Here is a 15,260-nt window from a genome sequence, read left to right as displayed (position 1 = left end):
GGAACCAATACACGAACACTAGTTCAACATGGTAAGTAGACAGGCGCTGTCTACGTCCTCGGGAAACAGCCTCTTATGAGGCTGTTTTTCGTTGTGGGGTCAAAAAGTTTTCGATCTCTTCGTTGACGCGATCGGAAAATTGATGATGGATCCAATGGTTTCCCTCGCGTAAATGCCGAATAACAAGCTCCAGAACATATTCGTTTAATCCGTCTAAAAGTTCAGGCACAAATGCCAGGTCATTGTCTCCCCACAAAACAAGCGTTTTGACATTCACTCTTATGTTGGGAATTTTCATAGCTTGTAAGTCTGTAACAGGGCCTGACGTGTTTTCAGTTGACGATTTTGGCGCTAGCTGTGGCATCGCTTTGTAATAGTTCAGCATACTTGGTAAAACACCAGGAATTGACCAACTTTGCCGATTTTCAAACAATTCTGCCTCGGTCAGCACCGATTGTCCTTGGTCATCCAAAAACATTTTAACCAAAAACGCAAAATCGTCCTTGCTAACCTGTTCAATACCATCCTCAGCAATTAGTTGGTGTATATACTCGCTCTTTTTCCTTTGCAGTGGGTTGTGGATCATCTCCCGAGTGAAAGTACTAGGGTGCGCAGCGTTGAGAATGATCAAGTGACTAAATAGCGGCTCATGAAAGGCAACCATAGGCCAAGCAATAGCCCCACCCCAATCATGAGCACAAAGTATGACCTGTTGACCATCACCGACAAATTCAATAAACCGGCTCATTACTCTAATGAGGTTGGAAATATCATAAAAAGCTAACTGGGTAGGTTTAGAAGAATTGTTGTATCCGGGTAAATCTGGCGCGATGACGCGATACCGATGACTAAAATGTTCGATTTGTTTTCGCCAAGTTCGCCAATTTTCTGGAAATCCATGCAAGAACACCATAGTGCCCAAAGGGTCATTGCATTGCTGATATTCAATATAATGCAAATAACAATCATCAATCTGTATTTGTTTGCTCTGCATGGGTCGATTTCCTTTGGTGGCTACAAGGTAATATTAATAATAGAAACAAAAAAGCGGATGCTCATCACACCCGCTTTCAGTTAATTACATATAGCATTAACCGACCAGAAAGTGCTCCTCTGGCATACTCATAAGATTATCTGAACCCGTTTCTATTGAAGACACTAATGAACGAGTGCGAGTCAATAGACGGTCAAAGTAAAATCCAGCAGTTTGCAATTTAGCTTGATAAAATGCTGTTTCTGATGAGCCTGCATCCAGTTTTTGCTGCGCCACGACGGCCATCTTTAACCACATGTAGCCAACGATAATATAACCTGAGTACATCAAATAATCGACCGAAGCGGCCCCTACTTCATCCGGGTTCTGTGCGGCACGTTTACCGATTTCTTGGGTCATTTGCACCCACTCGTCAATGTGCGTTTCAATGGCATTGGACCATGCATTAAATTGCGCTTTGTCCCGTACGCTCATGCAATATTCTTGCACCTCTTTGACGAAAACTTTCAGTAATTCGCCGTTTGAGCCCATAATTTTACGGCCCAATAAATCAATGGCCTGTATACCCGTTGTCCCTTCATACATAGTACAGATCCGGGTATCACGGGCAAGTTGCTCCATTCCCCATTCTTTAATGTAGCCGTGCCCGCCATAAACCTGCATGCCATAGCTTGTGGTTTCTTGGGCGGTTTCAGTCAAAAATGCTTTAACAATTGGCGTGAGAAGCGCAAGTTTAGACTCTGCTAACTGTTTTACCTGCTCGTCGTCGCTATACAGTGTGTTGTCAACCATCTGCATGCAATAAATTGCTAACGCACGATTCCCTTCACGGAACGCTTTTTGCGTTAACAACATACGGCGCACATCAGGGTGGACAATAATTGGATCGGCTGGACCATCAGGGTTAACTGGGCCTTTTGTAGAACGGAACTGCAAACGATCTTTGGCGTAGGCAAGCGCGCCTTGGAAGGCAGCTTCGGTGCCGGCTAGCCCTTCAAGCCCGGTACCAATACGTGCAGAGTTCATGAAGGTAAACATACAGTTCAACCCGCGATTTGGCTGACCAATTAAATATGCTTTAGCGCCATCAAAATTGATCACACAGGTCGCGCTAGCTTTGATCCCCATCTTGTGTTCGATAGAGCCACAATTAACACCGTTTCGCTCACCAACCGAACCGTCTTCATTGACATTAAATTTAGGGATAACAAACAAGGATATGCCGCGAGTTCCCTCTGGTGCATCGGGTAAACGCGCTAAAACGATGTGAACAATATTATCGGAAAAATCATGTTCCCCAGCAGAGATGAAAATTTTTGTCCCTGTAACGCTATAGGTGCCATCATCATTAGGCTCTGCCTTGGTTTTTAACATGCCTAAATCTGAGCCACAATGCGACTCTGTCAAACACATGGTTCCCGTCCAACTGCCTTCAATCAATGAAGGTAAAAAACGTTGTTTTTGTTCATCAGTACCGTGGGCTAAAATCGTTGCGATACAGCCCTGACTCAAGCCTGGATACATCGCCCACGAGTGGTTTGCTCCCGAAAACCATTCTGCAATAGATGATTGTAGAGAGTAAGGAAGCCCCTGCCCACCAAACTCTTGTGGATGGGTCATAGACGGCCACCCACCTTCAACGTAGGTTTGGTATGCTTCTTTGAAACCTGGCGGTGTTGTCACCACACCATCTTCCCACTTGCAACCGATTTCGTCACCCGCTGCATTAATAGGCGCAAGCACATTGTCGGTAAATTTTGCCGCTTCCTGACAAATAGCCTCGACCATATCTGGCGACGCATCGTCAAAGCCCAATTGCTCATAATGCTTTTCGAAACCAAGTAATTCGTTCATGACAAATAAGGTGTCACGCACTGGAGATTTAAAATTTTGCATAATTCGTTACTACCTTTCTTATGTCTTAATATACTTCGAATAATCCGGCAGCACCCATGCCACCACCGATGCACATCGTGCACACGACATATTTTGCGCCGCGACGTTTTCCTTCGATAAGTGCATGACCTACCATTCGCGCACCACTCATACCATATGGGTGTCCAATAGAGATTGCGCCACCATTTACGTTCATGAGTTCTGCTGGAATGCCCAGTTTTTTCTGACAGTAAAGCACCTGAACTGCAAACGCTTCATTCAGTTCCCACAAGCCGATATCTTCGATTTTCAAACCATGTTGTTTTAGCAACTTTGGCACGGCAAAAATGGGCCCGATACCCATCTCATCTGGTTCACAACCGGCCACAGCAATACCGCGATAGACGCCTAGAGGAGTAAGGTTTTGCTGTTCAGCCAGCTTGCTGTCCATCATTACACTGGCCGAAGCACCGTCTGAAAGCTGGCTGGCATTACCTGCGGTGATACATCCACCTTCGATTACGGGCTTCAACCCTTGCAAGCCTTCAAGTGTCGTTTCCGCACGATTACCTTCATCTTTTGTTAGCGTCACTTCTTCTAAGCTTTGCTCTTTGGTTTCTTTGTTAACCACCACTTTGGTCGCCGTAACCGGCACAATCTCATCATCAAACTTGCCCGCTTGCTGAGCAGCCGCGGTACGCATTTGGCTCTGATAACCGTATTCATCTTGCTCATCTCGGCTAATACCGTAACGATTAGCAACCACTTCTGCGGTTTGCAGCATCGGCATATAAATGTCTTTGTGTTTGGCTACTAGTGCTTTATCCACCATCCGAAACGTATTCATTTTGTCGTTTTGCACCAAACTGATGGAATCTAAACCTCCTGCAACCATCACCGGTACATTGTCGGTAATGATGTGTTTAGCGGCGGTGGCAATCGCGTACATGCCTGAACTGCATTGACGGTCTAGGGTCATGCCAGACACTGTTACGGGTAGTCCCCCCGCTAATGCCCCCAAGCGGCCTATATTCATACCGCCAGAGCCTTGAGTCAGCGCACTGCCCAAGATCACATCATCGACGGAAGCTGGGTCGATGCCTGCTTTGGCAACCGCTGCGCTGATCGCATGACCAGCAAGACTAGGTGCCTCTAAATTATTAAACGCACCTCGATACGCTCGACCAATTGGCGTACGAGCGGTAGATACAATGACTGCTTCTTTCATAGTTAAATCCTTAAGATATTCTTTTTTCGAGGTACTTATTTGCGATAATCAGCAAAGCGTTTGCCTTGCTCAGCAAGTTGCTTCAATAACGGCGCAGGTTCAAACCACATTTTTCCATACTCACCCAGCTCATCACGATACTTGCACATAGCTTGGTACACTTTGTCCAAACCAATTTCATCTGCGTATTGCATGGGTCCGCCTCGATAAACCGGGAATCCATAGCCATAAACGTAGATCACATCGATGTCACTAGACTTGGCTGCAATACCTTCTTCAAGGATCTGTGCACCTTCGTTAATCAATGGAAAAATGCAACGTTCCAATATTTCTTGTTCGCTGTGAGCGCGTTGTTCAACACCGAGTTTATCGGCTTCTTGTTTGGCAATTTCGAGCACCTGTGGATCAGGCACAGGAACGCGACTTCCGTCTTCGTACAGGTATATACCTTTACCGACTTTCAGACCGACACGCCCCTCTTCAACCAGCCGATCAGCAACCACTGCATAACTGGGATCGTGTGAGATAAATTCTTGACGGGATTGACGAACGAAGTAACCGATATCAAGACCAGCCATGTCTCCCATGGTGTTGGGTCCCATCGGCATACCAAAATCGTAAATAACCTTATCCACTTGCTCTGGGGAGGCCCCTTCCAGCGTCAATCGATTTGATTCGCGACCGTAAGGTTCAATCATTCGGTTTCCGACAAATCCGAAACAGACGCCAACCAACACGGCGACTTTGCGGATCGTCTTAGCCATTTTCATGCTGGTTTTGATTACGTCTGCAGCGGTTTTTTCACCTTTAACAACTTCGAGCAATTTCATGACATTAGCCGGGCTGAAGAAGTGCAATCCGATCACGTCTTGCGGACGCGAAGTTGAAGCAGCAATCTCATCTAAATCGAGGGTAGATGTGTTGGAAGCGAGGATAGCGCCTGGCTTACAAACTTCGCCCAGCTTGCCAAAGACTTGCTTTTTCACTTCCATTTTTTCGAACACCGCTTCGATTACCAAATCGACATCCGACAGCGCATCGTAGTCTGTTGCGCCCATGAGTAAAGCCATGCGATTTTCAACATCATCAGCACTAAGCTTGCCTTTTTTAGCTGAGTTTTCGTAGTTGCGACGGATTACTGCTAAGCCTTTGTCCAGCGCCTCCTGCTTAAGCTCTAACATCACAACAGGGATACCCGCGTTAGCAAAATTCATTGCAATACCGCCACCCATAGTGCCTGCACCAATAATACCAACCTTTTTAATATCTCTTACTGGTGTTGATTTATCGAAGTCGTCTACATGACCAGCGGCTCGTTCAGCGAAAAAGAAATGCTGTTGAGCCCGCGCTTGTGGAGACTGCATACATTCCATAAACAGCTCGCCTTCTCGTTTGAGGCCAGCTTCCATGGGCAATTCAACAGCGGCTTCCACTGCTTGTATGCAACGTTCTGGAGAGAAGAATCCTCTCGCCTGTTTGGCAATTCCCTGACGGAATTGGGCAAACAATTCAGCCGGCGCCGAAGCCGGATCGATAGAAATATCTTTTGTTCGTTTGATGGCTGCGCCATTTTTAATAAGCTCGTTGATAAAATTCAAACTTTCTTCCATCAACGCTTCTGGTTGTTCAACGATTAAATCAAACGCACCTTTTACTGTGCTAGCTTTCGCAGGTTTGCCCGTAACAATCATGTCCAATGCTTTTGCTACGCCCGCCAGCCTAGGTAGACGCTGAGTTCCTCCTGCTCCAGGCAGAATGCCAAGGTTGACTTCAGGCAAGCCTACTTTGTTCGCCGCAAACGTAATGCGGTAATGACATGCTAAGGCAACTTCTAATCCACCGCCAAATGCTGGTCCATTCAGCACGGCAATCACAGGCTTGTCAGCATTTTCGATTAAATCAAGCACATCGGGTAACGGTGGCTCAAAATCCCCACCTGAAAATTCACTGATATCTGCACCGCCTGAAAATAGCGGTTGTTGAGACGAAATGACGATGGCCTGAATGCTGTCATCATTCAATGCTGCTTTAATCTCTTCAATTAGACCAATACGAACCGCTTTAGATAACGCGTTCACTGGCGGACTTTGCATTAATACTAATGCCACATTGCCCTGATTTTGGCTTATTACGGCTGCAGACTTGTCAGCGCTCATAAAATCCCCTGTTAACAGAATGAAAAATTCGAGTAGAGCACGATACTAGGACAGCTGTCTTAATCATCCAAATTTATTGGTTTTATGCGTATAAATAAATCAAATTGATATAAAGCCGAACCGTTGATAATACTGATATCTGTCGGCAAGTCAGTTATTGCAAAGGATTGCAGTTATTGACTTTGCTTTGTGCATCTGATTCTCTTGGAATTACATAACGATTTACAACTTGTAAACAGGGATACTTATGGAAGCGCTTCGCACACCGGATAATTGCTTTGCTGATTTACCCGATTATCCGTTTTCACCCCACTACATTCAGGTGGATGATACAGAAGGTGGCCAGCTTAGAATGCACTATGTCGACGAGGGCGAAAAAGACGCGCCTGTGGTATTAATGCTTCACGGCGAACCCTCTTGGTCTTTTCTGTATAGAAAAATGATCGTTCCGGTCCAAAAGGCAGGGTTTCGTGCGATAGCGCCTGACTTAATCGGATTTGGAAGATCGGACAAACCCACTAAGCAGACCGATTACACTTATCAACGCCATGTGGATTGGATTGCCAACATCGTGACTCAACTCGAATTGAATGACATCACCCTAGTATGTCAGGATTGGGGAGGCTTATTAGGCCTACGATTGGTGGCACAATTCCCTGACCACTTTGCCCGCGTCTGCGCAGCCAATACCTTTTTGCCCACAGGTGATCATCCCATGGGGGAAGCTTTCGATAATTGGAAAGCATTTTCACAAAGTGTCGAGGTTTTTCCTGCAGGGGGAATTATCAAAGGCGGTACTGTTACTGAATTGCCCCAAAGTGTTATTGATGCTTATAACGCGCCCTACCCTGACGAATCATACAAAGCCGGCGCAAGAGTTTTCCCGCTGCTCGTTCCTGCTACACCTGATAATCCCGCCTCTGAGGCCAATCGACAGGCATGGCAGATATTAAAAAAGTGGAACAAACCATTTTTGACTGCCTTTAGTGACTCAGATCCGGTCAGCGCTGGCGGTGACAAACTTTTCCAGAAATTAATTCCAGGGTGTGCCGGACAGGCGCACACAACGATTAAAAATGGTGGTCATTTCCTACAAGAAGATCAAGGCCCAGACTTCGCTCAAGTTGTGTTGTCATTCATTGACGCAACTCAATAATTTATAAAACCTTTCCCAAGGAGAATTTTTTTGGACTCACTACTCGATTTTAGCGGCCAAGTGGCCATGATAACCGGCGCATCTAGCGGTTTTGGTCGTCTACTTGCACAAGGACTTGCCTCAAGAGGATGTAATCTTGTACTTGGTGATATCAACCTGGACGAATTACAAAATACCCTTGACTCCCTCTCGCTCACCGATAATCAAGTCATTTCCATGGCCTGCGATGTAAGCGATGAAGCAGCAGTTAAGGCCATGGTCGATGGGGCGTTAAAAACATTTGGCAGATTAGACATTGGTGTCAACAATGCAGGGATCGCACATTCTCTAATGCCACTTCATCAAGTTGACCAGGCAACCATTGATAAGCAAATGGCAGTGAACGTAAATGGCGTTTTATTTGGTATGAAATACCAAATTGAGGCAATGCTAAAACAAGGCTCGGGCCATGTATTAAATGTCAGTTCAATGGCAGGAATAGGCGGCGCACCAAAAGGTGCTGCATACTCCGCGGCCAAACATGCTGTAGTCGGTTTAACTCGCACAGCCGCGGTCGAATATGCGAAAAAAGGTATCCGCGCCAACGCGATTTGTCCATTTTATAGCCCCACCAATATCCTTGCGGTTGATGGTTACGATTCACCTGAGAGTCAAGAACGCCTTGCACGAGGGTGCCCAATGCGTCGATTGGCTGATCCGCAGGAAGTGGTTAATACTATGATACTTATATTGTCGCCAGGAAATTCTTACATGAGCGGCCAAACCATCGCGATCGATGGTGCAGTAAGTGCGTGGTAAATAGCGAAACAAGCTATCACCAATGACTTATAGCGCTGCCAGAACAGCGTTATCACAGTAACACGACCGATAGGAAATATGAATGAAAGGCTTGATGATGAAGACGCAATTGATGATTTCATCAATTTTGCGTCATGCTGAAAAAAACTATCCCAATCAAGAAATTGTGTCCGTGACTGCGGACAACCCAAGGCACCGATACACCTATACTGATTTTGCCCGACGTTCAAGACAGTTAGCTAATGCTTTGACCAATCTAGGCGCAAAATTTGGTGACAGGATCGGTACACTGGCCTGGAATGATTATCGACATTTAGAGCTGTATTACGGCGTATCAGGTTCCGGCATGGTTTGCCATATGATCAATCCAAAGCTTTTTCCAGAGCAAATTAATTACATCATCAACCACGCTCAAGACAAATTCATTTTTGTGGATGTGCTTGTAATGCCGCTGATCGAAGCATTGCACCCTCATTTAACATCATTGGAAGGCATTATTGTGTTGACTGGCAAAGACACTATGCCAATAACAGAGCTCCCTAACGTGTATTGTTATGAAGAGCTGCTTGCTGAACAAGATGACGATTACGACTGGCCTGAGTTTGATGAAAATACAGCCTGTGGTATGTGCTATACCTCGGGAACCACCGGAAATCCAAAGGGCGTTGTCTACAGTCACCGTTCAACGTTGTTGCATGCCTACGCTGGTGCACTTCCCGATGCGACCAATGCCTCTAATCGCGACGTTTGCATGCCTATTGTGCCGATGTTTCATGTCAACGCCTGGGGTATTCCCTACGCCTCTATTATGGTTGGTGCGAAGCTAGTTATGCCTGGCCCCAAAATGGCTGATGGTGAAACCTTGCAGAATCTAATTGAGACTGAGAAGGTGTCTTACAGTTCAGGTGTACCGACAATATGGATGGCATTGCTCGACTATTTAGATAGTTCAGGCAAAAAAATTGATTCCCTCGAAACCGCCAGTACAGGCGGCGCAGCTTGCCCTCGCGGGATCATTGAGCGACTTAAATTCGACTACAATACTCGCGTCTTACAAGGCTGGGGGATGACTGAAATGAGCCCACTTGGCACTCTGTTTAGTCTCAAACCGGGAATGGAAGACTTACCTGAAGAAAAAATTACTGATCTCCAAGCAAAACAGGGTAGAACCGTGTTTGGTGTCGAATTGAAAATTGCTGATGACAACAACAACGAACTTCCTTGGGATGGTGTTGCCTTTGGCGCTCTCAAAGTTAAAGGTCCTTGGATTGCAACGGGTTATTACGGCATGTCGCAGGAGCCCGGTGCGGATGACTGCCCTGTTGATGCGGACGGCTGGTTAAACACTGGTGATGTGGCCACTATCGATCCGGATGGTTTTATGCAGATCACCGACCGCACAAAAGATGTAATTAAAACAGGCGGTGAATGGGTTAGTTCAATTGAAATCGAGAACGCTGCAGCAAGTCACGAGCAGATTGCCGAAGCGGCAGCCATTGGCCGATATCACCCCAAATGGACCGAAAGGCCTTTATTAATCGTAGTATTGAGTCCCGGAGCAACATTGAGTAAAGAGGATATTATAGAATACTTACAAGCGCGATTGCACAAGTGGTCGGTACCCGATGATGTAATATTTACCGAAGAGCTTCCACACACTGCAACGGGCAAACTCAATAAATTGGCTTTACGTCAGACCTATAAAGATTATGAATTCGCCAGCTAACGGGGAATATCAAGCCATTTGAAGAGGCCTCATGGCCTCTTTTTTTGTCGGTCAAGCATGTCGTACCCCGTTAGAAGTGCATATGAACCGATTTCAAAATCGAAGCAACGTAGCAAAATCGTCAGCGGATCCGTTTAATTCCAATTTAATGAACATGTATTAAATTACATACCCAAGTATCAGATCAGAGATTTTTTTAATACTTAAGTTGGTCTTTAATTTAATTGTACTTTAATTCAACAGTGATTCTTGAACAATTAACTGAAGGAGGAATTAACCATGTTGAAAATTGTTAAAGCTTCTATTGCTATCACCGCCGCGACTTTGATGTTTTCGGGCACCGCACATGCCGATATTAATGCTGCATTACAAAACATATGCACCATTGTTAAAACCGATGACAAAGGTGAATTGCGAAAGAAAATGAAAAAAGTGCAGTCTGACTACAGACTAAAATTGAAAGATTACTATTCTGGTATCACCTGTGGTGGTAACAGCTTAATACGCACAGCAATGCTTAACAATGCAGCTGAAACCGGTACATTATTGGTGAAAAAAATGCCAAAAGGTGACCTTAAAGCACCCGAAAAAGACGGTAAAACGTTACAACAGTGGGTAAACGAAAACGGTTTAGCTAGTTCGCCAATCGCTAGTGCGCTTAATGAACGAATTTAATTTTCTTTAAAACTAAAAAACCTCCAGCGCGGAGGTTTTTTTGTGTCTGATATTCAGGCAGACCAACAAATCGAGTTGCCTACCCTTGTTGATTTTTTGCCTCAATTTCCTGAGTAATGGTTTTGATTTGAATCGCTGCTTGCTGCTTTTTCCGATCATGCAATCTTGGATATTCTTCCTCTAACACGGCAAGTACAGAAAGCATACCCCAGTGAAAACCGGAAGAGAGGATCAGGTAAGCAAAATCATCGTGAAATTGACTGTTTTGTGCTCCCAATGCCGTTCCCGACAAACGGCTCACATGCTCGCCATAAGACTGTACGTTTTCGTATTTATTTACCTCAAAAAACAATACTTGATAGGCTTCAGATTGCTGGTAAGCATGACTATACACCAGAGCATCAAATTGCGCATATTGCTGCTGCAAAAGCTGTTGGAATGCCTTTTCACCATTTTGAGCATGAGGGTTCAAGCCGTTGTTTTTTGCCAGCACCGGTGTGGTAAAAGATGTCCAGCGTAAACCTGTATTAACCTCGTTTTGCTGTTCATCTGTCAATACTCGTCCCTGACACATTTCTTCTTGCATGCCAGGTGACATTTCATCGGCCAAACTCACTTGACGTGCATAGCCTTTGGCGTAGCTGGTACTAAAAAGTTGGTAGGCGAGTTGCGCCACATCCTCTAAAGCTGCTTGTTCGTTGGGTTCCAAAAAAAGCGCCTGATGGCTAGCGACCTGAGTCATATTACTCACAAAAATGGGCAGATTTTTTTTGCTGGTTTGTGCAATCAATTCAGCTTTATCAACAGCGCCGCATAATTGCGCGTTTAGGTACGCATTCCAAGCTGCTCTGTCGGTATTCCAAACTTGGATCATGCCAGCAAATAAATTGGCATGTACAAATTTTTGGGCTTGATCAACAAGCGCTTGATGTTCTGTGATTTGTTGTTGTTCAGCCTCGGTGTAAACGATTTTATTCTTTGCACAGCCACTCAACGCCAAGCAAGAAATTGTCACTAGACTAATGATAATTGGTGTGAAACGTTTGCACTGAAACATAAAAGGCCTCTGAATAAGAGGCCGCAGTTTAGTATTTCGATTAGGGTTGTTCAAGTCTGATTGTTAAGGCTGAAGTGCCATCTTTCCTTTAACTTCTCGCCCCATGACCTTGTTCAAGGCGTCTTTAGCCTGTTTTAGAGGTAATGTTTGGTCAACGATGACTTTGACCTGGCCTTTTAGATACCATTCAATAAGCTCCTTCATATTCTGTTGGAACTCTTGCGGTTGGTGCTGCGTAAAAGAGCCCCAAAATACGCCCACAACGGAATAGCCTTTTACCAGTGCTAGGTTAACTGGAAATTCGGGAATAGTTCCGCCAGCAAAACCAATCACCAGTAAACGCCCGTTCCAGCCCATGGAGCGCGAGCATGCGTGAAACGTATCGCCGCCTACGCACTCATAAACAACGTCTGCACCTTTACCACCAGTGGCTTCTTTAAGCGCCGTTTTTAAATCGTTTTCAGTATAATTGATCAGAATGTCGGCACCATTTTGCTTAGCGACATCGAGTTTTTCCTGGGTCGAGCACACGGCAATAACTTTCGCCCCCATTGCTTTACCAATTTGCACTGCCGCTAGACCTGTGCCGCCAGCTGCCCCCGTGACAACAAGCGTTTCACCTGGTTGAATATTTGCGCGCTGTTTTAGTGCGTGATGCGCGGTAGCATGTGCGGTAACCAATGCGGCTGCCTCATCATCTGGAATTTGATCAGGAATGGGCATCACATGGCTCATTGGCACTGCGACTTTTTCCGCATAACCACCTAGCATGCATAAGGCAATCACCCTACTGCCGACTTTTAAATGCGGAACCCCTTCACCAATTTCACTGATAACTCCAGCTACTTCACTGCCAGGAATAAAAGGAAAATCCGGTTTCATTTGATACAGTCCTTGTACCAACAGCCCATCTGGGAAATTTACGCCACAGGCTTTGACATCAACAACCACCTCACCTTTTTTGGCAACGGGATCCGGAAGCTCTTCATAGGCAAGCTTATCAACGCTCGCAAACTCTCTACATACAATTGCTTTCATTCAAATTCCTTAATTAGTTCTACAGCCATTTTGGCCAGTGGTGGAACCATCGCACCGACTTTACCTGCTTGATCGCTTGATGCATTCCCTTCTTGGGCGCGTTTTGCCACACCTTGTGCAATGGCTGCCAGCCGGAAAAAACTAAAGGCAAGATACACATGCCAGTTACTAATATTTTCGATACCGGCACGATGGCAATATTGATCAATAAACTCTTTTTCAGAGGGAATACCCAGCGCTTCTCGATCAACGCCCCCTAAACCACTTGAGTGGCCAATATGGGCAGGAAGTCGTAATTGCATACACTGGTAAGCTAAATCCGCCAGTGGATGGCCCAGGGTAGACAGCTCCCAATCCAAAACGGCGATTATTTTAGGCGCCGACTTGGCAAACATTAAATTGTCCAATCGATAGTCACCGTGGACCAAAGAAACCCGCCCATCATCTTCGGGTAAATTAGCCTCTAACCACCTAATCAATGTATCCATGTCAGGTATGGGATCAATTTCAGACAACTTGTATTGGGCACTCCAACGACTTAACTGACGTTCAAAATAATTGCCCGGTTTGCCGTAATCAGATAATCCCACTTTTTCAATATCAACGCTGTGCAAATCAGCCAGCACATGGCTCATTTGTTGATACATATCATTGCGAGTTTGTTGCTCGGCTATCTCAGGTAAGCTGCTGTCCCAATACACCTCGCCATCCATGTATTGCATGACATAAAACATGCTGCCGATCACAGAGGTGTCTTCGCACAAATGGTAAACATCCGCGACAGGTACATTCGTACTGGAAAGTGCCTTGAGTACGCGGAACTCGCGATCAACCGCGTGCGCGGATTTGAGCAATTTACCCGGTGGCTGACGCCTTAATACATAGTGATCATTACCGACGGTCAATTTAAATGTTGGATTGGACTGACCGCCAGCGAACTTTTCAGCGCGCAAATTTCCAGAGAATGAAGGCAGTTTATCTTGCAAGTATTCAGCAAGGACTGCTTCATTTAATTGACTAACATCTGATTGCGTCAAAATGTGCTCTCTTTTTAACTGGTACTAATTATTATCCATTGGCTCTTTGCCCAACATGATCTTTGATCAAGTTTCGGCCTAATTGCATCATGTGCACTTGATCGGGTCCATCAGCCAGTTTGATTGTTCTTGCATAAGCATAGGTTGCAGAGAGTGTAAAATCCTGACTCGTCCCTGCCGCACCATGCATCTGAATCGCTTGGTCGATCACCTTACAAGCCATATTAGGCGCAACAATTTTAATAGCAGCGATAATGTCCCGCGCCACTTTATTGCCATAGCGGTCCATCTTGTCAGCCGCTTTTAAGGTTAACAACCTTGCTTGTTCGATATCGCAATGCATCTGTGCAATCGATTCTCTCACCGATTGTTGTTTACTTAGTGGTTGTCCAAAAGCAACCCGTTGCTCCACCCTTTCGCATGCCAAGTCTAAAGCCCGTTGAGCACAACCGATTAGTCGCATGCAGTGATGGATGCGACCTGGTCCTAAACGACCTTGTGCGATGGCAAAGCCCTCCCCTTCACCTACTAACAAGTTCGCAGCGGGAACCCGAACATTATCAAACACGACCTCAGCGTGACCGACGGGCTCATCGTAATAACCCATCGCTTGCATGGGACGAACAACCGTCACGCCAGCCGTATCCATGGGTACCAGAATTTGTGATTGTTGGCGATGCCTGTCAGCGCTAGGATCCGTTTTTCCCATCACCACCATAATTTTACAATTAGTATTCATCGCGCCACTGGTGTACCACTTTCGACCATTGATAACGTATTCGTCACCATCACGCACAATGGCTGTCTCAATATTTGTTGCATCACTTGAGGCAACAGCAGGTTCAGTCATCGCAAATGCGCTGCGTATCTCACCGTTGAGAAGCGGCTCCAACCATTGCTTTTTATGCGCGTCACTTCCGTACTTTGACAAAACTTCCATATTCCCTGTATCAGGAGCGCTGCAGTTAAATACCTCTGAACTCCATAGTACGCGCCCCATGGCTTCGCAAAGTGGGGCATACTCGAGATTTGTCAGCCCAGCACCATAAGGAAGGTATTCTTCAGGCAAAAATAGATTCCATAGGCCGGCTGCCTTAGCTTTTTCCTTTAACGACTCCATCATTGATGGCGTGGACCACCGGTCGGAGTTGTTGTGCACTGCATTAATATATTCTTGTTCTACAGGATAAATATGCTCATTCATAAATTGATTGAGGCGATCAAGAAGCGATTGGGTTTTAGGCGAGTAATCGAAATGCATAGGTGTCATCCAAAATAAATTTCGAAAATAGTAGAGTCTGCGGGTCTATAAGTTTAATTAATTATCCTAATACTTTTATATTAGTATTATAAATAACCAGCAAACAAATCTGTTCAATACTGCTGAAGTTCCCGTATTGCCTAACGTCAAGCGAGCAAAAGCCTGGCATGTATTCACTGCCCACATTTAACAGACGGATAACATTTTTTTTACTTTTCCCCTCAATTCTTGTTAACGTAGGCATTGGTACGATGAGTTG

General features: G+C 45.4%; 12 protein-coding genes. 4 read left to right on the top strand and 8 right to left on the bottom strand.

The window, feature by feature from the left end; all coding sequences use genetic code 11:
* Window positions 1-73: 73 nt before the first annotated feature.
* The 4 genes from FM019_RS17280 to FM019_RS17265 all read right to left on the bottom strand — a co-directional run bounded on the left by FM019_RS17280 (window position 74) and on the right by FM019_RS17265 (window position 6,253).
* Window positions 74-994, bottom strand: a complete 921-nt coding sequence (locus FM019_RS17280) for an alpha/beta fold hydrolase (RefSeq protein ID WP_143837214.1) — start codon at window positions 992-994, stop codon at window positions 74-76.
* A gap of 96 nt (window positions 995-1,090) precedes the next feature.
* Window positions 1,091-2,890: an acyl-CoA dehydrogenase C-terminal domain-containing protein gene (locus FM019_RS17275; RefSeq protein ID WP_143837213.1), complete on the bottom strand. Its 1,800-nt coding sequence runs from the start codon at window positions 2,888-2,890 to the stop codon at window positions 1,091-1,093.
* Between the two features lie 25 nt (window positions 2,891-2,915).
* Window positions 2,916-4,097, bottom strand: coding sequence for an acetyl-CoA C-acyltransferase (locus FM019_RS17270; protein WP_143837212.1), 1,182 nt, complete (start codon window positions 4,095-4,097; stop codon window positions 2,916-2,918).
* 35 nt (window positions 4,098-4,132) lie between these two features.
* Window positions 4,133-6,253, bottom strand: coding sequence for a 3-hydroxyacyl-CoA dehydrogenase NAD-binding domain-containing protein (locus FM019_RS17265; protein WP_143837211.1), 2,121 nt, complete (start codon window positions 6,251-6,253; stop codon window positions 4,133-4,135).
* Between the two features lie 247 nt (window positions 6,254-6,500).
* Between FM019_RS17265 and FM019_RS17260 the strand changes: the two genes are divergently transcribed.
* From FM019_RS17260 to FM019_RS17245, 4 genes are all read left to right on the top strand, one after another.
* The gene (locus tag FM019_RS17260; RefSeq protein ID WP_143837210.1) at window positions 6,501-7,409 is read left to right on the top strand and encodes a haloalkane dehalogenase; all 909 of its coding nucleotides are present in this window, start codon (window positions 6,501-6,503) and stop codon (window positions 7,407-7,409) included.
* 30 nt (window positions 7,410-7,439) lie between these two features.
* Window positions 7,440-8,207 carry an SDR family NAD(P)-dependent oxidoreductase gene (locus FM019_RS17255; protein ID WP_143837209.1) on the top strand — a complete coding sequence of 256 codons (768 nt, stop codon included), beginning with the start codon at window positions 7,440-7,442 and terminating at the stop codon, window positions 8,205-8,207.
* A gap of 82 nt (window positions 8,208-8,289) precedes the next feature.
* Window positions 8,290-9,933 (top strand): long-chain-fatty-acid--CoA ligase, encoded by a 1,644-nt coding sequence (locus FM019_RS17250; RefSeq protein ID WP_143837208.1) that lies wholly within the window; start codon window positions 8,290-8,292, stop codon window positions 9,931-9,933.
* Between the two features lie 279 nt (window positions 9,934-10,212).
* On the top strand, window positions 10,213-10,608 hold the full coding sequence (locus FM019_RS17245; protein WP_143837207.1) for a DUF3718 domain-containing protein: 396 nt from the start codon (window positions 10,213-10,215) through the stop codon (window positions 10,606-10,608).
* A 79-nt stretch (window positions 10,609-10,687) separates the two neighbouring features.
* Here the strand turns inward: FM019_RS17245 and FM019_RS17240 are convergent, their stop codons facing one another.
* From FM019_RS17240 to FM019_RS17225, 4 genes are all read right to left on the bottom strand, one after another.
* A complete protein-coding gene (locus FM019_RS17240) occupies window positions 10,688-11,665 on the bottom strand; it encodes a hypothetical protein (RefSeq protein ID WP_143837206.1) in 978 nt (325 codons plus the stop codon).
* Window positions 11,666-11,728: 63 nt separating this feature from the next.
* A complete protein-coding gene (locus FM019_RS17235) occupies window positions 11,729-12,703 on the bottom strand; it encodes an NADPH:quinone oxidoreductase family protein (protein WP_143837205.1) in 975 nt (324 codons plus the stop codon).
* Window positions 12,700-13,743: a phosphotransferase family protein gene (locus FM019_RS17230; RefSeq protein WP_143837204.1), complete on the bottom strand. Its 1,044-nt coding sequence runs from the start codon at window positions 13,741-13,743 to the stop codon at window positions 12,700-12,702. Before FM019_RS17230 ends, FM019_RS17235 begins: the two co-directional genes overlap by 4 nt.
* Before the next feature lie 28 nt (window positions 13,744-13,771).
* A complete protein-coding gene (locus tag FM019_RS17225) occupies window positions 13,772-15,001 on the bottom strand; it encodes an acyl-CoA dehydrogenase family protein (RefSeq protein WP_143837203.1) in 1,230 nt (409 codons plus the stop codon).
* Window positions 15,002-15,260: the final 259 nt, after the last annotated feature.

This window comes from Aliiglaciecola sp. M165, from assembly GCF_007197995.1.
GTDB lineage: Bacteria > Pseudomonadota > Gammaproteobacteria > Enterobacterales > Alteromonadaceae > Aliiglaciecola.
Note: the sequence above shows the minus strand (reverse complement) of the source record. Positions and strands in the feature narration are given on the sequence as shown.